The following is a 20590-nucleotide window of genomic DNA, read 5'->3' on the forward strand; positions in this document are numbered from 1 at the left end:
ACTCACAATGAAACTGCTTCCATGGCTTGCCACCGCCCTGCTCTGTGCCGGCTGCGCTCCGATGCCACCCACACCACATGGTATCGATGAAACCCGCTTTCGCGCCGACATCAAAGAGCTGTCTTCGGATCGCTACCAGGGGCGACTGCCCACCACCGAGGGGGAAACCCTGACCCTGGCCTACCTGGAGAAACAATTCAAGGCCATGGGCCTGAAGCCGGGCAATGGCGACTCCTACCTTCAGCCTGTGCCTATGGTGACCTACACCGCCGGCACCGGCACCGAACTGAGCCTTGGCAATCAGGCGCTGTCGATTCCAGAAGATGCAGTACTCAACAGCTTTCACGACGCGCCGTCCCAGACTCTGGATGCCAGCCAGTTGGTGTTTGTCGGCTACGGCATCAATGCGCCGGAATACGGCTGGAACGACTATCAGGATGTCGATGTCCGTGGCAAAACCGTGCTGATTCTGGTCAACGACCCTGGCTTTGCCACCCAGGATCCGGCCCGATTTAAGGGCAGCACCATGACCTATTACGGTCGCTGGGATTACAAATTTGCCGAAGCCGGACGTCAAGGGGCCAAGGCCGCCCTGATCATTCACGATACCGAACCGGCCTCCTACCCCTGGCGCGTAGTGGCCAACAGCTGGACCGGCCCCCAGCTGGATCTGGCCGACAGCCGCGATCCCCACCCCAACCTGGAGGGGTGGATTCAAAAGTCGGTGGCACAACAGCTGCTCGAGGCCGAGGGCTACGACCTGGATGCCCTCTCCGCCCGCGCCACTCAGCAACCCGGACACCTGAGCCTAAATGCCGTGGCCCACGCCCGCTACCAGCAAAGCGTGGCCTACGCCACCAGCCACAATGTGGTCGCGGTGCTGCCCGGTAGCCAACGGCCGCAAGAGACCGTCAGCTACACCGCCCACTGGGATCACATCGGCATGCACAATGGCGAGATCTACAACGGCGCCCTGGACAACGCCACCGGCGTGGCCGGCATCCTCGAGATTGCCCGCCAGTTTGCCAGCGCACCGACGCCCCCCAAGCGCAGTGTCCAGTTTATTGCCGTCACCGGTGAGGAGCAGGGCCTGCTGGGATCCCGTTACTACGTCGACAACCCCACCACCGCTCTGGACAAAACTGCCGGTGTGTTCAACCTGGACTCCACCAACGTCTATGGTGCTGTTAAGGAATTCACCGTCATCGGCCTGGGCCAGTCGCAACTGGACGACTATCTGGGTGACGCCGCGCGGGTTCAACAGCGAACCCTGACTGCCGAGTCCCACCCCGGTGCCGGCGGTTTTTTCCGCTCGGATCACTTCTCCTTCGTTAAGCGCGGCGTGCCGGCGGTGTTTGCCGGTGGTGGCAGCACCCCCAAAACCGAGGCACTGGCAGCCTACCGCAAGCAGATGAAGCAGGAGATGAAAGGTTGCTACCACAACAGCTGCGACATCTACCGAGACAACTGGAACCTGTCTGGTGCCCTCGAGGACATCGAGGTGTTCTATCGGGCGGGAGCGGCCCTGGCCAACAGCGACCAATGGCCAGGCTTCAAACCAGAAAGCGAATTTTACTCATTGCGACCAGCCAGTTAGGCTATCTACCACAGCCTGCTCAGGGCGGCGCCTGCGCAGCTTGAGCATCTGCGGTCGATGAACGGCTCACGATAAGGACACATTATGTTTAAAAAACTCCTGGCCTCCGTCGGCATTGGCGCGGCCAAAGTCGACACCCAACTGGACGATGCGGTGCTGATGCCCGGCCAGCCCTTCTCCGCCACCATCGTGATTCAGGGGGGCGACGTCGACCAGCAGATCTCCGGCCTGACCCTGACGCTGATGACCGAAGTCAAAACCGAAGTGGACGATCACACCACCTATCAACATATGGCGCTGGACAGCTGGTCACTCAGTGACACCATGACCATCGAAGCCGGTGCCACCTATGAACTGCCATTCCAGGCCAACCTGCACCCGGAAACGCCGCTGACGGGCATCGGCGGCCGCCGCAACCGCAGCCGAGTATGGTTGCAGACCGGACTGGAAGTGGACATGGCCATCGATCCCAGCGACAAAGACATGCTGCTGGTGGAGCCCGTGCCGGCAATGCAAACCCTGCTGGATGCCATGGAGCAGAGTGGCTACCGGCTGCAAAAAGTCGACGTAGAGCGGGGCCATCTCAACGGTCAGGGCTTCAGCAGCGTCAGCGGCGCCTATCAAGAGCTGGAGTTCGTGCCTTCCGGCCTCAGCCTGTTCGGGGTTAAAGAGGTAGAGATCTCCTTTGTGCCTCAGGGCCAACAGATGCACGCCCTGATCGAAGTGGATCGCAGTTTCCGCGGCGACAGCTACCGCAGTCTGTCCTGGGACGCCGCCACGCCGGTCGCCAGTCTGATGGAGCAGCTGAAACGCGCCATCGGCTAAACCCAGTCCAGCTGCCACAACGCCCGCTTAAGCGGGCGTTTTTTTTGGTTATCTATTCATCTGCGAATGCTATGGCGGTTGCCGGTTGGCAAACTCCGCAATTGCTGGCAATGTGAACAGACTGTCCCCAATCCCGCCGCAGAAGGAGTGACCCTCACCATGTGCAGTATTTTCGGCATCCTGGACCTAAAGTCCCCCGCCAGCGAGCTTCGCGCCCTGGCCCTGACCCAATCCAAGAAGATGCGCCACCGCGGCCCGGATTGGTCTGGCATCTATTGCGACGATCAGGCGATCCTGGTTCACGAACGGCTGGCCATTGTCGACATCGATAACGGCGCCCAACCGCTGTACAGCAAAGACGGTAACCTGGTGCTGGCAGTCAATGGGGAGATCTACAACCACCGCGAGCTTCGCCAACAGCTGGCCGACGAGTACGAGTTTCAAACCGGCTCCGACTGCGAAGTGATCCTGGCCCTGTATCAGAAATACGGAGAGCAGTTTCTGGATCGCCTCAATGGCATCTTTGCCTTTGTATTGTGGGACAAAGCCCAGCAGCGCTACCTGATTGGCCGCGACCACATCGGCATCATTCCGCTGTACACCGGCTTCGACGCCTCAGGCAACTTCTATGTGGCTTCAGAGATGAAAGCCCTGGTACCCCAGTGCCGCCAGATTGACGAGTTTCTTCCCGGTCGCTACCTGGCCAGTTGGCTGACAGGCCCCCGCGACTATTATCAGCGCGACTGGAAGGCCTTTGCCGAAGTGGCCGACAACCCCGCCGACGTCACCGCCCTGCGACAGGGGCTGGAGGACTCGGTCAAACGTCAGCTGATGTCGGACGTGCCCTACGGGGTGCTGCTGTCCGGTGGCCTCGACTCCTCCATCACCTCGGCGCTGGCAAAAAAGTACGCCGCCCGTCGCATCGAAGAGGATGAATCCAGCCCCGCCTGGTGGCCGCAGCTGCACTCCTTCGCCGTTGGCCTGGAGGGCTCGCCGGATCTCAAGGCCGCCGCCGAAGTGGCGGCTCACATTGGCACCGTCCATCACCAGGTGACCTTTACCATTCAGGATGGCATCGATGCCCTGACCGACGTCATCTACCACCTGGAAACCTACGACGTCACCACCATCCGCGCTTCCACGCCCATGTACCTGATGGCCAGGAAAATTAAAGCGATGGGCATCAAAATGGTGCTGTCCGGCGAAGGTGCCGACGAACTGTTTGGTGGTTATCTCTATTTCCACAAGGCGCCGAACGCCCAGGCCTTCCACGAAGAGCTGGTGCGCAAAGTGGGAAAACTGCACCAGTTTGACTGCCTGCGGGCCAACAAGGCCATGGCCGCCTGGGGCATCGAAGCCCGGGTGCCGTTCCTGGACAAGGAGTTTGTCGACGTAGCGATGCGCATGAATCCGGCAATCAAAACCATTACCGAGGGTCGCATCGAAAAGCAGGTACTCAGGGAGGCGTTTGCCCACTACCTGCCGGAATCGGTGGCCTGGCGCCAGAAAGAGCAGTTCAGCGACGGTGTTGGCTACTCCTGGATCGACACCCTCAAAGCCTATGCCGCCGAGCAGGTCAGCGATCAGGAGTTGGACAACGCCCACTACCGCTTCCCCATCAATACCCCGGACACCAAAGAGGGCTACTTCTACCGCACCCTGTTTGAACAGCACTTCCCCGGCGACGCCTGTGCCAACTGTGTGCCCGGCGGTAAATCGGTGGCCTGCTCCACTCCAGAAGCGCTGGCCTGGGACAAGAGCCTGCAGGGCTTGGCCGACCCCTCCGGGCGCGCCGTGGCCAATGTCCACAACGACGCCTATTGATTCCCACACACCGAAAGCCGCCACGGCTTTCGGTTTTTTTTAAGTAAAACCAAACCGATAACTTCGAAGCCCTCCCACAGCGCCGCAGCACAGCCTCAGGCGCAGCAATAAATCGGGTTCGAACAATTCTCTTTCGATGTCATTTTTGTTACCTTTTCGACACATTTTGGGTCCTTACCACCAGTGCGCGCCAGTAACAACAATGATTCAACGACTATGGCAGCTGGGACGCTACATTCGCCACGGATGGCAATGGTTTATTCTGATACAAATTTTGAGCCTGCTCGGCATCAGCCTGGCATGCTGGCATTCGATCTCCAACGGGCTGGACACTCGACTGGAGAGCATAGTGCTGTCCACTCAGGACTACTACCGCCGCGCCTCTGGCGAGCTCGACACCCTCAGCCGGGAGATCGTCCCCAACCGCTGTGATAAAGACGCCCAGTACCGCCTGACCCAGGCCGCCATCCGCTCCAATGCCTTCGACTACCTGGCCTACCTCAGCGACGAAGCCGGCTATTGCCGCGCCGCCAATAACCCGCTGTCACCGATGTTCATCGGCGAACTCCTCGACAGCCAGAGCGGGCCGATCTGGATCGGCAGCGACGACCGCGCCCTGGTGCCTCACCAGGTGTTTATCGCCCAGCTGGCGCCGGGAACCTACCTGATCGGAGTGGCCAAAACCGTCCACCTGCTTGAGCGGCTGTTCTCCTACCACTACCAACGGCTTCAGGCGCAACTGTCCCTGTACGTGGACAACCGATTGCTGTATCAGCAAGACAGCATCGATGGTCAGCCCCTGCTGACCATGCAGCGCCAGTTGAGCATTGGTAATGTCCGCGCCGACATCAACTATGTGCCCCAGCCCCTGCACGCCATCTGGATGGAGTGGGTCATCTACGGGGTTCCCCTGATGCTGCTGCTGGGGATGAGCATGCCGGCGATGTTGGTGTATCGACGCAGTCACAAGGGAGTGTTTCTGGACGATTTGAACCTCGCCTATCGTCGCAATGAAATCTATCCGGTGCTGCAACCCATTGTCGACGCCGGCACCCGCCAGCCTGTGGGCTATGAATTGATGGCCCGCTGGCAGCACCCCACCATGGGCCCTATCACCCCGGACACCTTCATTCCGATGATGGAGCGCTTCGGGCGCCTGGATCAATTGCTGCAAGAACTCACCAGCCAGGTGCAACGACAGCTCCCCAGCGATTGCTACCTGAGCATCAACCTGTCGGCCAACCAACTGACCCACAGCCTCAGGGATCCCGCCAGTTTCATTCTCGAATTAACCAACCGGCTCGGCATCCTGCCACAGCAACTGATGATTGAGATCACCGAACGTGAGGCGCTGGACTACGACAACCCCAGCCTGCTGGCCACCCTGATGGAACTCAAGCAGGCGGGGATCAAGCTGGCCTTCGACGATTTTGGTACCGGCCATAACGGCATCGCCTGCCTGAAGCTGTTTGCCCCGGATTACATCAAGATCGACAAGAGCTACGTGCATACCATTCACAGCGACGCCATTCAGGGCCCGGTGCTGGACTCCATCATTCAGCTGGCCAACACCATGGGCATCGGCATCATCGCCGAAGGGGTGGAGACCGAGCAGCAACGCCAGTACCTGCTCAGCCGTGGCGTCATCCATCAACAAGGGTTCCTGTACTCCAAACCAAAGCGCACTGGTCACATTTTCGCCGCCGAAGACTAAGCCATTGCCGTAACTGTCAATCCGGCAACTGCTGCAGCACAAAGTCAATGAACTGACGGACACACTGGCTTAAGTAGCGGTGAGACTGATACACCACGTACATATTGCCTGAGGGGATCTCAAACTCGGGAAACAACACCCTCAGTTGCTGCCGTTCAACATAAGGCTCAACCAGAGGCCTTGGCAGCTTGGCGATCCCCACTCCGGCCACGGCGGCTTCAATCAGAAGCTGAGTGGCGTCCGCGGCGTACCGCCCTCGAACCGGCACATCCAACTGTTGCTGTTCCGATCGAAAGTGCCAGCTTTGCCCCTGAACGGCATTGCCCCATAACACACATTGATGATCCGTCAGTTGCCGGGGATGGACAGGAGCACCATGGCGAGCCAGATAATCGTGGCTGGCACAACACACACTGATCTTAGGGAGCAGCCGTCTGGCCACCAAACTGGAGTCACTCAGTACACCGGACCGAAACGCCACATCAATCCGCTCTTCAATCAAGTCCACCTGATGGTCGGTAAGTTTCAGCTCAATATCAACCTCGGGGTATCTCATCAGGAACGCGTTGATCCAGGGTTGAACATACATAACGGCAAAATCCAGCGGTGCGGTTATTCGCAACCGGCCCTTGGGGTATGTCTGTGCCTGACTGACCCATTGGTTGGCCTCCTCAATGCCCAGCATGTGCTGATGACAATGACAAAAATACTGCTCTCCGGCATCGGTTAGCGACAACTTCCGGGTGCTACGATTCAGCAGACGCACGCCCAAATTGGCCTCCAACTGCTGTACTTTGCGGCTTACCGTGGTAGGCGGCATGGACAGCAGTTTTCCGGCCCCCACAAAGCTGCCCGCTTCAACCACCCGCACAAACACATTCACATCATTGAGGTTCACCACATTTACCTTCAAATATGGGATAGAGAAGTTCAATTATACCATCTAATCATATAATCATTTGCTCTCTACACTGTGGTCATTACCCGTACAAAGAGCTACCTCCATGAGCCGTCAACTGCAACAGATTCGTTCAGGCCAGACTCATCCTCCGGTCGCCCATTACATCTCGCCCAGCACCCTCACCCAGTTGAATCCCTTCGTGTTGTGGGATCATTTCATGATTACCAATACCATCGAAACCGCAGAGTTTGGGTTTCACGGCCACTCCGGTGTTGCCGCCATCAGCTACCCACTGGTAGGTGACATCGAGCACACCGACAGCAGTGGTCACAGCGGCCATCTGTTTGCCGGTGGCATCCAGATCATGAGTGCAGGAAAAGGCGTGATTCATAAAGAGGTCGTGCATCCACAGCAAGGCCACGCAGAAGCATTCCAGCTTTGGACCCTGCTGCCACAACAGAGTGCCGAGATGGGTTCCGTGACCTACGCAACGGCTCAAAAATCGGCCTTACCCGTGGTCACTGATTCAGGCTCCACCACTCGAGTGCTGATAGGAGAGCATCAACGGCAGCGCAGCCCAATTCAGCACTGCATCGATATGACCTACCTTCATATCGCCATTGACGCAGGCGCCCGCTGGACACACCAAAGTCCGGAGCTACACGCCACCGCGTTTGTGTTTTGCCGATCCGGCCGTCTGTTGGTCGGCGATGCGCAACTCAAGTCCGGTCAACTGGGCGTATTCCGCGCAGGCAGTGAGCACATTGAAATCGAGGCCACCGACGTGGCCGCCGAGTTTCTGTTGATCAGCGGGCAACCGCTGACACAGCCGATAATCAGCAGCGGCGCCTCAATTCACTCCAGTCAGGAAAACCTGCTGGCTGGCACCAATGAAGTACAACGCTTACTACAGGCTTTGCGCCACAACACACCACCCACAGAGAGGTAATCCCATGACAAATAACACATTTTCCCCAAGCAATGCGACGCTGTTGCTGATCGATCATCAAGTGGGCACCCTAGGTTGGGTCAAGTCCAACTCCCTGGATGAGATTAAGCGGCATACCGTCGCCCTGGCCCGATCGGCCATCGTCACCGGCATGCCGCTCATTCTGACCTCCAGCCAAGAGGATCAAGTTCAAGGGCCACTGTTTGACGAACTGATTGACACCGCCCCAGAGGCTTACGCCAATCGAGTTCAACGTGCTGGCATCGTCGACGCCATGAAGGACGCCAATTTCGCCAATGCCGTTTCCGCCACCGGTCGCAACAACCTGATCATTGCCGGCATCACCACCGACGTCTGTGTGGTCTACCCGGCGATCACCGCAGTACAGGCGGGGTATAACGTCCAGGTCGTCGTCGACGGTTCCGGCTCTCCGACCACTCTTGCCGACGAAACGGCGTTAAGGAGGATGGAATCCCACGGCATCACCCTGACCACCACCAATCAGTTGATCGCCGAACTGGCTCAGGACTGGAGCAGCGACAACGGTCAAAAGCTGATGCAAGTGCTGTTTGAAGAGGTGTTGTCCAAACAGGGGGGATAGGTTAACCGCTCAGCGGTGAACGTGATCAAAAAAGCACCGCCGAAGCGGTGCTTTGTCTTTACAGGGTATTGCAGGATGTTGAATCCGAACCTGGCAGCCACAGTGGCTGCCAGCCAGGATTTAGAAGCTGGCGCTGGCCCACAGCCACAGCTTATCGGTATCGACTTTGATGTCACCGGCATCGTACATGGCGTACTTCACACCCAGGGTGTAGTGCTTAGCCACCTTGGTGGTGTAGCTCAAATCGATTTCGCTACCGAAGTCATCGGCAGAGGTACCTTCATCGGCAGTGAAGTCGTGGTAGATCACCGCGAACTTGCCGCCCAGTGCCTTACCGGACACGCCACCGTACAAGTCCACCAGACCCTCTTTCGGGGTGGTCAGGAACATGTCAGCCCAGCCGTTAAACTTGTGCAGCGTCGCCAGAGGCGTGCTGAAGCCGTAGTCACCGCTGTCGGAACCCAGCACTTCGTAACCCAGCTTGGCGGTCAGGCCGGCAAAGGTCGCCGCGCCTTCAATCAGGTAGTAGTCGGCTTCGTAACCGGACGCATCGTCTTCCTGAGTGGCGTATTCCAACTGGTACTTAACCGGCAGATCACCCAGCTTGGTGCCACCGGCAAAACGCACACCGTAGGTGTCCAGACCGTTGTCGGTGTTGTTGTCCACTTCCAGCAGGTAGGCGTAGGCGCTCAGTTTACCGAAGGCGGTGTTGTAGCCGATGTTAACCAGGTGATCCTGGGAATCGACGTCTTTCTCTTCGGCGAAGATGCGGTTGCGCTGATTGATGTAGACGTAGTTCAGGGTCAGGTCTTTGGCCGGAGTCAACAACAGGTTGACGCCATCAAAGGTCTGACGATCCTGACGCCAGCCAACGTGGCCAACGAAGCGGTGGTTATCCAGAGTCACAACCTGACGACCCAGGGTACCCTTGAACATGCCACGCTGATAGCGCAGGAACGCCTGGTCCAGCTCGGTGGTGTTTGGATCGGCAATCACCGAGTACTCCGGCTTGTTGCCAATCTTGTCGTTGTAGTCGTTGACACCGAAGGCATCGCGGGAGTCTTCAAACTCAACCAGGGCAGAGAATCCCTGGTAAGCGGCCGTTTCCATGGTCAGGCGGGTACGCAGGGTCAGGGCATCGGCGTCTTTGAGCGCGTTGTCCTGGCTGACGTTTTCATAACGCAGGCGGGCATCCAGCTTGACCGTGCTCTGGGCAACCGCGTCGGCGAGGGACGCCGGCTCAGCGGCAACGGCAGCGGTGGACAGAGCCAGCATAGGCAGAGTTGCCAGGTAGCGTAGTTTCATTTTCATCTCCTGTTGTGACATTCCCAGGGGGCAGTCTCTGCTGCCCCTCTTGTGGGGTGTAATTAGCGTGCGGCGACGTTATCGGCCTGCGGCAGGTGGCAAACGCGGCATTGGTACAGATTGCCTTTCACCTTGCCTTCGACGGTGTGGCTCACCGGCAGCGTGTTCTTCTTCGGCTTGTGGCAGCTCATGCAGCCATTGCGCTTGAGGTTAATGGGGTAAGTCGCCTTGTGCGGAATCAGCGGCGGCTGGCCGGCAAACACATCGGCAACCACGGCCTTTTTCGGGTAGTTGGCGATCTCGGCTGCAGCAACCTGAGTATTCACTACCGTGTCACCACGACGGGATTTGGCCTCATTCTGAGGGGCGTCGGCGGCGTTCATCTGACAGCCAGCCACGATGAAGGCCGCTGCTACCATTATGATTTTTGCTTTCATTGGTCTCTCCAGAGGTGCCGCTCGGCGGCACCTTCCCTATTCGATTAAGCCTTGACGATTTGAACCGGACACTTCTTAAAGTCGGTCTCTTTCGACATCGGATCCGTGGCATCCAGCAGCAGTTTGTTGACCAGCTGCTTGGCATCGCAGAACGGCATGAACACCACCCCTTCAGGCATGTCGTAGCGGCCCTTGGTTTCGATGCGGGTGCGCAGTGAACCGCGAGGGCTGGACACCAGCACTTCGTCGCCACGCTTGAGGCCACGCTTGGCGGCGTCTTCGCTGCTCATGTACACCTTGGCATTGGGGTAAGCGGCATTGAGCTCATCCACACGCCCGGTCATGGTGCCGGTGTGCCAATGCTCCAACACTCGACCGGTACACAACCACAGGTCGTAGTCGGCACTCAGGTCTTCCGCCGGTCCCTCATAGGGGTTGGCAATGATCATCGCCTTGCCATCTGGCTTACCGTAGAACTCGAAGCCGCTGCCTGGCTTAACGTAAGGGTCCAGGCCCTCTTTGAAGCGCCACAGAGTCTCTTTGCCATCAATCACCGGCCAGCGCAGACCTTCACCGAAGTAGTCATCGAAGGCACCCAAATCATGCTGGTGACCGCGAGTAAAGTCGGCGTACTCTTCAAACAGGCCTTTCTGCAGGTAGAAGCCCAGAGACTTGGACTCGTCGTTGTACTTGCCTTTGCAGTCAGAGACCGGGAACTTGTCCACCACGCCGTTACCAAACAGCACGTCGAACATGGTCTTGCCGCGGTATTCCGGCTTGGCAGCCAGCAACTCTTCCGGCCATACCTCTTCCATCTTGAAGTACTTGGAGAACTCCACCACCTGCAGGACGTCGGAGCGGGCTCCGGGCACCGGCTTCACCAGCTGATGCCAGTACTGGCCACGACGCTCGGCGTTACCGTAGGCGCCCTCTTTCTCCACCCACATGGCGGTGGGCAGTACCAGGTCGGCCATGGAAGCGGTCACGGTCATGTAGGAGTCGGACACCACAATGAAGTTTTCCGGATTCAGGAACCCTGGCAGGGTCTCTTCATTGATGTTGGGGCCGGCCTGCAGGTTGTTGGTGACCTGGGTCCAGTAGCAGTTCAACTTGCCATCTTTGAGCATGCGGCTCTGCAGCACCGCGTGGTAACCCGGCTTTGGCGGAATGGTGCCTTCCGGCAACTGCCAACGCTTCTCGGTAATGTCGCGATGGGGCTTCTTCATTACCACCATGTCGGCAGGCAGACGGTGGGCGAAGGTGCCGACTTCACGGGCGGTACCACAGGCAGACGGCTGACCGGTCAGGGAGAACGGGCTGTTGCCGGGCTCGGAGATCTTGCCGGTCAGCAGGTGAATGTTGTAGATGGAGTTGTTCACCCAAACACCACGCACGTGCTGGTTGGCGCCCATGCACCACATGCTCATCACCTTACGCTTAGGATCGGCGTAGGCCTTGGCGATTTTCACCAGCGCATCGGCGTCGACACCGGTCTTTTCAACGGTGTAATCCAGGGTGTAGGTGCTGAGGAACTTGGCGTATTCCTCAAAGCTCATCGGCGTCATCTTCTTAGCCGACTTCTGATTCTTGGCCGCCTTTTCACGAGGGTGATCCGGACGCAGGCCGTAACCGATGTCGGTGGTCGCCATGGCAAACTTGGTGTGCTTGTTGACGAACTCTTTGTTTACCGCATCGTTTTCGATGATGTAGTTGGCAATGTAGTTCAGCAGAATCAAGTCGGTCTGAGGCTTGAAGATCAGGCCGGTATCGGCGATGTCAAAACAGCGGTTCTTATAAGTGGAGATGGCGTGAATCTGCGCGCCAGGATGACCCAGGCGACGCTCGGTGACGCGATTCCACAATACCGGGTGCGCTTCGGCGGCATTCGAGCCCCACAGCACGAAATCATCGGCATGCTCGATGTCATCGTAACAGCCCATGGGCTCATCGATGCCAAAGGCACGCAGGAAGCCGACCACCGCCGACGCCATACAGTGGCGGGCGTTAGGGTCGATGTTGTTGGAGCGGAAGCCTGCCTTCATCATCTTAACGGCGGCATAGCCTTCCCATACGGTCCATTGACCGGAACCAAACATACCGATGGAGCTGGGGCCCTTTTTCTTCAGGGCCGCTTTCCATTTGTCCGCCATGGTTTCGTAGGCGCGATCCCAGCTTACCGGAGTCAGTTCGCCGTCTTTGGCGTATTGGCCATTTTTCATCCGCAGCAGTGGCGTAGTCAGACGATCCTTGCCGTACATGATCTTGGACAGGTAATAGCCTTTCGCACAGGCCATGCCTTTGTTGACCGGGCTGTCCGGGTTGCCTCGGGTCGCCATGACCTTGTTATCGCGGGTACCCACCATAATGGAGCAGCCCACACCGCAGAAGCGGCAGGGCGCCTTGCCCCACTCCAGGTCATCCTTGCCTTCGGCCGCATTCACCGTGGTGACCGGCAAGATGGCGCCGGCAGCGGTAGCGGCTGCCACCGCCGCATTGGCTTTAATAAACTCGCGTCTGTTCAAGCTCATATCATCCTCTTGATAATTATTAGAGTTGTTCTACACGGTGATAGGCCAAGCCGGTGTTAATCACTCCGTCTATGGCGCCTATCGCTTCAATTGCTGCATTGGTGCTTTGCTGGCTGTCGCTTTCCAGAGTGACGACCAGCTTGCCGTCCTCTGTCTGAGAGTGCAGTTCACAGCCAGAGATCTGCGCCAGGGCCGGTACGACCTCAGGCTGTGCCTCTTTATGGCAGTGGACCACCAGGCCGCTTATGTGAATAGATTCTGTCAAGGTGTTCACCAACTCGGTTCCAACAAGTTAATAGTGATGGTGTTTTTTTGACCCTGGAGTAACCATACCCCTTAGGGGGTATTCCTTAAGAGATAGGGGACAGGTCGAATTTCTGGCCAAAAAGAGAAAGGTTATTTTTTTAACATTTGATTAATATGAGAACTGGGCCCGAACCTTATTCGTGAACAAGTGCGCAGAAATGAGGTTCTGTGGCCGGGATCACAGCCGTCTGGGTGGCCAGCTTTGTGGCTAAAACGAGTTTGGGGTTGTCGTGTTGGCAGCGCAGCCAGAAATGTCCTGCCACTGCGATGGACTTGAAAAGCAATCAGGACGGGCCGTGCCGGGTAACAAAGCCAAATAGGCGAGACGGAAAGTCTGTCAATTCAAGCATATGGACATTCAAATTGGCGGTTACATTTTTTTCACAACATCAACGCGAGTGGATTTTTTTCGACAACAAATATGATAAGTTGAGCCTCACAGTGGAGGTTCCCAAAGGACGATGAACCTGAGATGAGCAAACTGAGGTGGCAACTTGGACGCTTGATTCGATTGGGATGGCGCTACTTCTCGATCACTCTGGCCGTGGGCTTGATCTTCAGCATTGCCCTGGGTCTGATGAACCACTCCAACACCATCAACTCCCGCCTGTCTCTGGGCCTGTCCCTGTTTGAAGCCTATTACAATCACAGTCACAATGAACTCAGCCAATTGGCTCAAACGGTGCCCTGGGGCATCTGTAATGCCAACTCCGAACGGGAACTGAAGCGGGCAGCCAAGCGCTCCCACTACTTTGACTATCTGGCCACCATGAGCGACGAACAGGGGTTTTGCCGCGATCAGGACCTGATCATCGCCCCCTCCACCGCCTTTGATGTGGTGGCCTCCGGAGCCGGCCCCATCTGGATGAAGAACGACAGTCATCACCTGCAGTCCTATCAGCTGATGGCCATTCGGCTCGAAGGCAACCGCTACCTGTTCGGCATCAGCAAGAGCCGCCGACTGATGAAACTGCTGTTTCCGGAAGAGCAGTTTTTGAGCCACTCGCTGATCACCCTCAACTACAAACAGGAAACCATCATCACTCTGGGCAGCAGCGTCCGCACCTGGTTGTCACAAGAATACCGGGATGGCCGCGGCGACCTGGAGATCAGCCTCTACCTGCACCCCGAACACCTGTTGATGGCCATGAAACAGAACCTTGCCATTGGCGTGCCGGTATCGCTGTTTGTCGCCCTGACCACCACGCTGTTGCTGCTGTATTGGCGCAGCTACCATGGCCTGCACCCGGAAGACTTGCTGGACACCTTCAGCAATCGTGAAATCTACCCGGTGTTTCAGCCCATCGTCGATGGCCGCGACAAGCGGGTACTGGGGCACGAACTGCTGGCCCGATGGCAACACCCACAGCTCGGCACCATCCCCCCCGATGAGTTCATTCCACTGCTGGAATTCCACCATCAGCTGGACAGGTTGTTGTATGAATTGGCCCCTCAATGCCAATATCAGCCCGAACAGCACGGCTACCTGAGCATCAACCTGGCCGGCCAGCAATTGCTGAGCGAGAACCGCAACCTGGGGGATTTTCTGGAGCACCTGAGTCGACAGATCGGCATCGAGCCCAGGCAACTGGTGGTGGAGATCACCGAACGTGAAGTGCTGGACTTTCAATCCGCCCATTTTCAGAGAACCCTGTACGACATTCGGCAGCGGGGCTTTAAGGTGGCCATTGACGACTTTGGTACCGGCCATAACGGCCTGGCCAGTCTGAAGGTATTTCAGCCAGACTTCCTTAAGGTGGATAAAAGTTTCGTGCAGATGGTTCAGCATCAGAGCGACACTCAGCCGGTACTGGACTCGATTCTGCAACTGGCACACCGGCTCGACATCACCCTCATTGCCGAAGGGGTGGAAACCGAAGCCCAGCGCCAGTACCTGTTGGCCCGAGGCGTCACCCGCATGCAAGGCTATTTGTTTGCCAGACCCGGTCCGCTGGACATTTCTCAGCCAAAAGAGCAGCAAAACCGCCATCGTCCCTCCCGCCCGCAGCCGGATTCCACTATACTAGCCGGCGATCTGGCCACCAGGCAGACCTGAATTAGGTGAAAAAATGAAAATTTGTGCGGTTGAATTAAAAAGTAACGAAGCCATTGTCTGCATCCTTGGCTTGGATCGGGGTCTGTTTAATGTGGCCGAATGCCGCGCCCGAAAGCTGACCTTGAATGACGGCACTGCGGTCAAGCCGCTGAAAGCGTTTCAGGCGGAGTTCGCCAAGCTGGTCAGCGACTACAAGGTCGATAAAGTGGTCATTCGCGAGCGACCAATGAAAGGCAAATTTGCCGGCAGTGCCATCGGCTTTAAGATGGAAGCGGCCATGCAACTGGCGGAAGGCATCGATGTGGAAGTGGTCTCCGGCACCGCCATCAAAGAGAGCCTCAAGCGTCAGCCGGTGGACATTGGCATGAAAGAGGTGGGCCTGAAGCAGTTCCAGGAAAACGCCTTCGCCACCGGCTATGCCTACCTGAACATGAAGCGCTAACCCCTTTTAGCGTTGCTGACTCTCCGCCCGGCCTGTGCCGGGCGGCGTCGTTTCAGGGCAGGCTCAGAGGCGCTCGCCGCGGCCAAAGCGGTAGATCAGCTGAGTTGCCAACAGGTCGTCAGTGGTAGAAAAACGGGTACTGTGGAAATGGCGCCAGTCTGCCTGTAACGCCCAGTTCGGGTGCAGCTGCCAATGCAGTCCAAGACCACCGTTGACCTGAAACGTCTTCTTATCCCGGTCCTGATCCCGCAGAGTTTCCCCTATCCCCGCCGTCACAAACGGCCGCAGGCGGCTGTCGCCATTAAAGTAGTACTGCACATCGGCGCTGTAGTTTTCATAGGTGAGCTCCTTGCCGGTACCCTTTTCATTGAGATCGGTCCTGGCGTAGCTCAATCGGGTCGACCAGCGCGACGAGAAGTACAGCCCCAGGCTCACCACCGGTACGCTGCCACTCTCGACGGCCCAGAAGTCATCCGGGTTCAGCTGCGCCATCCCAACCCCCAATCCGACAATGCCAAAATCCACCGGGTCTTCGGCGTGACGACTGGCGGAGCCTCTGGAAGAGGAAAGCTCTCCGGCCTCGCCACTGCTGCCACCAAAGCGGTACCTGAGCCCCAGTTGCACCTGAGTATCGCTGCGGCTGTTGCCCATGGGCACCTCGCTGACGGTCATGTAACCGGTACCCGCCTTGATCACCTGCCGCTCAAACAGGCTATTGATGCCCCGCCCCAGCGCATCCACGGGGTCAAGGAAGAACAGCGCGGTGTCCCCCAGAGTCTGAGACCCCCACACCTTGCCCCCCTGGGCCCAGATCGCCTGCTCGGTCTGAAACGCCCATTCCCCATACACCCAGCCCAACACCGGTGTAACGACGATATCCTGAATGGAGGGCACCTCGGCAAAGGCCTCCAACCCATATTCCCAATAGAAGGTCGACATCAGGAAGGAGTACATAAAAGCGTCCCACTGCCGGTAACCGGACTTGCGTGCCACCTGGTAATAGACACCACCAAAATAGGTATGGCCCACGTAGTTAATCTGCCAGTTATCCCGATCCCACACCGGTCCCTGAGAGACGTTATCCCACCACTTGCTGAACGGCTTGGCGTTGTCTTTGTCCCAGTTGGAGATATCCTCCGGCAGCAGCGCAATCACCCCCGCCACCCCAACGCCATACCAGGCCAGGGACTTGGTTTGTGACCACAGCCGCGCCTGGTCTTCCCCATGGGGAGCATCAAACAGCGACACCCGATAGGGATCGTCGTACGCCGACGGTGACACCGCCTTCTGCTCCCAACTGCTGTTGGTGACCTGCGGCCGGTACAACTCCTCGGACTCGGCCAACACCAAGCCACTCCACAACACCCCAATCATCGCCACGGCCAGCCATCGACATCCTGTCCCTGCCATCACCTTAACTCCCTGAAATTCAGCGTTGATTTCATTATAACCAGCCACAACAAAGTGGTAACGTTTTTCTCTGACTCCAGCAACACCGATTCGGCCATCACAAGCAGACCCTGGCAGAAGCGGGTATACTGTCAGCAACGTCGCCAGATTGAGTAACACATTGAATATCCTGATTATCGAAGACGAGCCCGCCATCGCCGATACCCTAATCCACGTCCTGGAGATGGACGGCTACGACAGCCATTGGGTTGCCAGCGGCGGTGAAGGGCTGACCTACCTGCGTCAGCAGCACGCCGACCTTGTGGTTCTGGATGTCGGTCTGCCGGACGTCAGCGGCTTCGAGTTGTGTAAAACCATCCGTGGCTTTTCCGACATTCCGATCATCTTCCTCACCGCCCGCGACGACGTCATCGACCGTGTGGTGGGGCTGGAGATCGGTGCCGACGACTACGTCACCAAGCCCTTCAGTCCCAGAGAGGTGCTGGCCCGAATCAAATTGCGCATTCGCCCCCGCGCCGCCGAGGCACACAGCACCACAACCACCGACGGCGAACTGATCAGCCACAATTTCGATTTCAACTGCAATGGCCAGCCTCTGGGCCTGACGGCGGTGGAGTTCAAGATACTCAGCAAGCTGATCGAGGCTGGCCCCAGAGTGTTGAGCCGCGAGCAGTTGATGATCGCCGCCGACATGGCTGCCGATGCGGTGTACGAGCGCAACATCGACTCCCACATCAAAGCGATTCGACAAAAACTGAAACCCGCTGGGCACGACGCCCGGCTACACACCAAGCGCGGGTTCGGCTACTACTACCAGAGGACGGCACCATGAGCCGCTGGCCCCGTATTCCTCTTGGGCTGCGCCTGTTTCTGCTGTTTTTTGTCCTGGTGGCAATGACCGCCTACTTTGTCAGCAAAACCGTGATTCAGGAGGTCAAACCGGCCGTACGTCAGGCCACCGAAGAGACCCTGGTGGACGTGGCCAACCTGCTGGCCGTGCTGGCACAGCAACCGATGGCCGCCGGTAACCTCAACCAGAGCCGGTTTGCCGAGCTGCTGAGCACCTATGGCCAACGACAGCCACAGGGACGACTGTGGGAGTTTGGCCACAAGACCATCAATCACCGCATCTACATCACCGACCGCAATGGCATAGTGGTAGCCGACTCCTGGCAACAGGACATTGGCCAGGACTTTTCCCGCTGGAACGACGTCTACCTGACCCTACGGGGCCAATACGGCGCCCGCAGTACCGCGCTGGATCCCGATGACCCGCTGTCCACGGTGATGCACGTCGCCGCTCCTATCATGGATAATGGTGCCATCATCGGCAGTGTCACCGTCGCCAAGGCCAACCGCTCTGTTCAGCCGTTTATCGACCTGTCGAAACAAAAAGTGGCGTTTTGGATGCTGATGATGACCCTGCTGGTTCTGCTGGCCGGCGCCCTGGTCGCCTGGCGTATCAACACCGCCCTGAGCCGGCTGATCCATTACGCCAATCATATGGGACAGGGAAAGCCGGTGACCAAACCCCGTTTTCGCATCTTCTACGAGTACGGAGCACTGAGCGATGCCCTGGAGCAGATGCGCAACCAGCTGGACGGCAAGCAGTACGTAGAGGACTATGTTCAGACCCTGACCCATGAACTGAAAAGCCCGCTGTCCGCCATCCGTGGGGCCAGCGAGATCTTGCAGGCACCGCTGCCAGCGGACAAGCAAAACCGCTTCGCCGGCAATATTGAACGTGAAGCCCGCAGGATGCAGTCGCTGATCGATCAATTGCTGCAACTGGCTCGACTGGAAAAGCGGCCTCAGTTGGAACAGGTTGAGCCGGTAATGCTGGCGTCACTGGTGGAGGAGGTGATTGCCTCCGCCGCCCCAAGGCTGACCCTGAAACAGCTCCAGTGCCAAGCGTCGCTGCCCGGCTCGCTGCAGATTCAGGCAAACCGGTTCTTGCTGCGCCAGGCCCTGTTTAATTTGATGGACAACGCCCTCGACTTTGCCCCTTCGGGCGCCAGCCTCAGCTGGCAGGCCCAGTGCGACCATGGCAGCATTGCGCTGTCCCTGTTCAATCAGGGGCCGGCCATTCCCGACTACGCTCTGCCTCGAGTCCGAGAGCGGTTCTTCTCCCTGGCACGCCCTGATGGCGCCAAGAGCAGCGGACTTGGGCTTCACTTTGTGGAACAGGTTGCCACTCTCCATGGCGGAGAGTTGCAGCTAAAGAATCATCAGGATGGCGTTCTGGCGACCCTGCGGCTACCGTCTCCATAAACTCTCCACACAGGCTCCATACGCGCTCCACACAAGGGTTTTACTCTGCCTGTACCCCACCAGGAGAGTGAATATGAAACCCATAATACGCAATGAGATGGCCATTAAATTTGGCGTGGTGATACTGCTGTTCCTGATGCTGCAGATACCACTGATGATGATCGACAGCCTGATTGCTGAGCGCAACCTGCGGCAGCAGGAGGTCAAGCAGGAGATCGCCCGCAGCAGCAGTGGCCCCCAGCAGTTCATCGGCCCGCTGCTCGTCGCCCGCTATCAGGAAACCGTCACCCTCGAAGGCCAATCCCACCAGGTCAGTCGGCAGGCCATCGTGTTACCGGAACGCTATCAGTTCCAGGCCAATCTCAATAGTTTCGAGAAATACCGCGGCATCTACACTGCCCGCCTGTATCGGGCCGACAGCCAGGTACAGGGAAGCCTGAACCTCTCCACGCTTAGCGACCTGCCCAAGGACAGCATCGAGTCGCTGGCTTTGGTGGTGGCAGTCAGCGACAGCCGCGGCATCGGCGCCATCGACACCCTGACCCTCGACGGCCAAGCCTATGAGGTGGAACCCGGCACCGAGTTGCGCCAATGGCCACAAGGGTTTCATGCCCCCTTGCCGCTGTCGCTGCTGCAGCAACAGACACCGCTCGCGTTCGAGTTGGCGCTGCAACTGCAGGGAATGGGGCAACTGGAGGTAATGCCGGTGGGAAATGCCACCGAGGTCACACTGTCCTCACCCTGGCCACACCCCAGCTTTATCGGTGACTACCTGCCGGTGAGCTCTGACATCGACCACTCCGGTTTTCGCGCCCACTGGGTAACCAACAACTTCTCCACCAACATTCGCCAGCTGTTCACCCTGTGCCTGCAGAGCTCGTCCAACTGCGGTCAGCTGAATGCCAGGCAGATGGGTGTCAGCCTGATCGACCCGGTGGATCACTATCTGAAGTCCCACCGGACGGTAAACTACTCACTGCTGGTGATCACCCTCATATTCGCCAGTTTCTTTCTGTTGGAGCTGTTTCAAGCGCGGCCGATTCACCCGATCCAATATGGCTTCGTCGGTCTGGCGCTGGCGCTGTTCTATCTGCTGCTGATTTCACTCAGCGAACACATTGGCTTCAACCCCGCGTACCTGATCTCGGCACTGGCTTCCACAACCTTGCTGGGGGTGTACGTTAGCGGAATGCTGCCGGGACGGCGTCAGGGAGGGGTGTTCTCGGCCTGTCTGTTGGCGCTGTACGCCATGCTGTTTGGCCTGCTTCAGGCGGAGAGTTACGCGCTGTTAATGGGCAGCCTGCTGTGTTTTGCGATATTGAGCCTGGTGATGGTGATCACCCGCCATGTCAATTGGTACCAGAGGCAATCGACCTCTGCGAATGCTTCCGCGAAGCTTACCCCTGATATTCAGGACTGACTTC

General features: G+C 57.9%; 17 protein-coding genes. 11 read left to right on the plus strand and 6 right to left on the minus strand.

Going from position 1 to position 20590, the window contains the following annotated elements:
• The first annotated feature begins 7 nt into the window (after positions 1–7).
• The 4 genes from H598_RS0115165 (at position 8) to H598_RS25720 (ending at position 5960) form a co-directional block, all read left to right on the plus strand.
• Complete coding sequence (locus tag H598_RS0115165; protein WP_035415962.1) at positions 8–1597, plus strand: M28 family metallopeptidase; 1590 nt, start codon at positions 8–10, stop codon at positions 1595–1597.
• Between the two features lie 84 nt (positions 1598–1681).
• Positions 1682–2422 carry a sporulation protein gene (locus H598_RS0115170; RefSeq protein WP_028113757.1) on the plus strand — a complete coding sequence of 247 codons (741 nt, stop codon included), beginning with the start codon at positions 1682–1684 and terminating at the stop codon, positions 2420–2422.
• A gap of 159 nt (positions 2423–2581) precedes the next feature.
• Complete coding sequence (asnB, locus tag H598_RS0115175; RefSeq protein ID WP_028113758.1) at positions 2582–4246, plus strand: asparagine synthase B; 1665 nt, start codon at positions 2582–2584, stop codon at positions 4244–4246.
• A gap of 202 nt (positions 4247–4448) precedes the next feature.
• Entirely contained in the window at positions 4449–5960 is a 1512-nt protein-coding gene (locus tag H598_RS25720; protein ID WP_051252766.1) for an EAL domain-containing protein, read from the plus strand.
• A 16-nt stretch (positions 5961–5976) separates the two neighbouring features.
• Here the strand turns inward: H598_RS25720 and H598_RS0115185 are convergent, their stop codons facing one another.
• Positions 5977–6858: a LysR family transcriptional regulator gene (locus H598_RS0115185; RefSeq protein ID WP_051252781.1), complete on the minus strand. Its 882-nt coding sequence runs from the start codon at positions 6856–6858 to the stop codon at positions 5977–5979.
• Positions 6859–6964: 106 nt separating this feature from the next.
• Here H598_RS0115185 and H598_RS0115190 point away from each other — a divergent pair, with 106 nt between their 5' ends.
• Positions 6965–7810, plus strand: coding sequence for a pirin family protein (locus H598_RS0115190; RefSeq protein ID WP_028113760.1), 846 nt, complete (start codon positions 6965–6967; stop codon positions 7808–7810).
• 4 nt (positions 7811–7814) lie between these two features.
• Positions 7815–8411 (plus strand): isochorismatase family protein, encoded by a 597-nt coding sequence (locus H598_RS0115195; protein WP_028113761.1) that lies wholly within the window; start codon positions 7815–7817, stop codon positions 8409–8411.
• 120 nt (positions 8412–8531) lie between these two features.
• Here H598_RS0115195 and H598_RS0115200 read toward each other — a convergent pair whose 3' ends face one another.
• The 4 genes from H598_RS0115200 to H598_RS0115215 form a co-directional block, all read right to left on the minus strand.
• On the minus strand, positions 8532–9716 hold the full coding sequence (locus H598_RS0115200; protein ID WP_028113762.1) for an alginate export family protein: 1185 nt from the start codon (positions 9714–9716) through the stop codon (positions 8532–8534).
• Between the two features lie 62 nt (positions 9717–9778).
• Positions 9779–10153, minus strand: a complete 375-nt coding sequence (locus H598_RS24585) for a nitrate reductase cytochrome c-type subunit (protein WP_051252768.1) — start codon at positions 10151–10153, stop codon at positions 9779–9781.
• Between the two features lie 44 nt (positions 10154–10197).
• Positions 10198–12681 carry a nitrate reductase catalytic subunit NapA gene (gene napA, locus H598_RS0115210; protein WP_028113763.1) on the minus strand — a complete coding sequence of 828 codons (2484 nt, stop codon included), beginning with the start codon at positions 12679–12681 and terminating at the stop codon, positions 10198–10200.
• A gap of 19 nt (positions 12682–12700) precedes the next feature.
• Positions 12701–12946, minus strand: a complete 246-nt coding sequence (locus tag H598_RS0115215; protein ID WP_028113764.1) for a chaperone NapD — start codon at positions 12944–12946, stop codon at positions 12701–12703.
• 513 nt (positions 12947–13459) lie between these two features.
• Here H598_RS0115215 and H598_RS25725 point away from each other — a divergent pair.
• Positions 13460–15043, plus strand: coding sequence for an EAL domain-containing protein (locus H598_RS25725; RefSeq protein ID WP_051252769.1), 1584 nt, complete (start codon positions 13460–13462; stop codon positions 15041–15043).
• 13 nt (positions 15044–15056) lie between these two features.
• The gene (locus H598_RS0115225; protein WP_028113765.1) at positions 15057–15485 is read left to right on the plus strand and encodes a DUF3010 family protein; all 429 of its coding nucleotides are present in this window, start codon (positions 15057–15059) and stop codon (positions 15483–15485) included.
• A gap of 63 nt (positions 15486–15548) precedes the next feature.
• Here the strand turns inward: H598_RS0115225 and H598_RS0115230 are convergent, their stop codons facing one another.
• The gene (locus H598_RS0115230; protein ID WP_028113766.1) at positions 15549–16895 is read right to left on the minus strand and encodes a DUF3943 domain-containing protein; all 1347 of its coding nucleotides are present in this window, start codon (positions 16893–16895) and stop codon (positions 15549–15551) included.
• A gap of 160 nt (positions 16896–17055) precedes the next feature.
• On the opposite strand from H598_RS0115230, the gene H598_RS0115235 reads away from it, so the two are divergent.
• From H598_RS0115235 to creD, 3 genes are all read left to right on the plus strand, one after another.
• Positions 17056–17727 carry a response regulator gene (locus H598_RS0115235; RefSeq protein WP_211227307.1) on the plus strand — a complete coding sequence of 224 codons (672 nt, stop codon included), beginning with the start codon at positions 17056–17058 and terminating at the stop codon, positions 17725–17727.
• Complete coding sequence (gene creC / locus H598_RS0115240; protein ID WP_028113768.1) at positions 17724–19166, plus strand: two-component system sensor histidine kinase CreC; 1443 nt, start codon at positions 17724–17726, stop codon at positions 19164–19166. Before H598_RS0115235 ends, creC begins: the two co-directional genes overlap by 4 nt.
• 73 nt (positions 19167–19239) lie before the next feature.
• Positions 19240–20586 carry a cell envelope integrity protein CreD gene (gene creD, locus H598_RS24595; RefSeq protein WP_035415964.1) on the plus strand — a complete coding sequence of 449 codons (1347 nt, stop codon included), beginning with the start codon at positions 19240–19242 and terminating at the stop codon, positions 20584–20586.
• The last annotated feature ends 4 nt before the right edge of the window (positions 20587–20590 follow it).

Source organism: Ferrimonas kyonanensis DSM 18153, from assembly GCF_000425405.1.
GTDB lineage: Bacteria > Pseudomonadota > Gammaproteobacteria > Enterobacterales > Shewanellaceae > Ferrimonas > Ferrimonas kyonanensis.

Bases quoted from the DNA above. Each gene is read 5' to 3' on its own strand.
- H598_RS0115165 (WP_035415962.1), top strand. From the start codon at position 8: ATGAAACTGCTTCCATGGCTTGCCACCGCCCTGCTCTGTGCCGGCTGC.
- H598_RS0115170 (WP_028113757.1), top strand. From the start codon at position 1,682: ATGTTTAAAAAACTCCTGGCCTCCGTCGGCATTGGCGCGGCCAAAGTC.
- asnB (WP_028113758.1), top strand. From the start codon at position 2,582: ATGTGCAGTATTTTCGGCATCCTGGACCTAAAGTCCCCCGCCAGCGAG.
- H598_RS25720 (WP_051252766.1), top strand. From the start codon at position 4,449: ATGATTCAACGACTATGGCAGCTGGGACGCTACATTCGCCACGGATGG.
- H598_RS0115190 (WP_028113760.1), top strand. From the start codon at position 6,965: ATGAGCCGTCAACTGCAACAGATTCGTTCAGGCCAGACTCATCCTCCG.
- H598_RS0115195 (WP_028113761.1), top strand. From the start codon at position 7,815: ATGACAAATAACACATTTTCCCCAAGCAATGCGACGCTGTTGCTGATC.
- H598_RS0115200 (WP_028113762.1), bottom strand. From the start codon at position 9,716: ATGAAACTACGCTACCTGGCAACTCTGCCTATGCTGGCTCTGTCCACC.
- H598_RS24585 (WP_051252768.1), bottom strand. From the start codon at position 10,153: ATGAAAGCAAAAATCATAATGGTAGCAGCGGCCTTCATCGTGGCTGGC.
- napA (WP_028113763.1), bottom strand. From the start codon at position 12,681: ATGAGCTTGAACAGACGCGAGTTTATTAAAGCCAATGCGGCGGTGGCA.
- H598_RS25725 (WP_051252769.1), top strand. From the start codon at position 13,460: ATGAGCAAACTGAGGTGGCAACTTGGACGCTTGATTCGATTGGGATGG.
- H598_RS0115225 (WP_028113765.1), top strand. From the start codon at position 15,057: ATGAAAATTTGTGCGGTTGAATTAAAAAGTAACGAAGCCATTGTCTGC.
- H598_RS0115230 (WP_028113766.1), bottom strand. From the start codon at position 16,895: ATGGCAGGGACAGGATGTCGATGGCTGGCCGTGGCGATGATTGGGGTG.
- creC (WP_028113768.1), top strand. From the start codon at position 17,724: ATGAGCCGCTGGCCCCGTATTCCTCTTGGGCTGCGCCTGTTTCTGCTG.
- creD (WP_035415964.1), top strand. From the start codon at position 19,240: ATGAAACCCATAATACGCAATGAGATGGCCATTAAATTTGGCGTGGTG.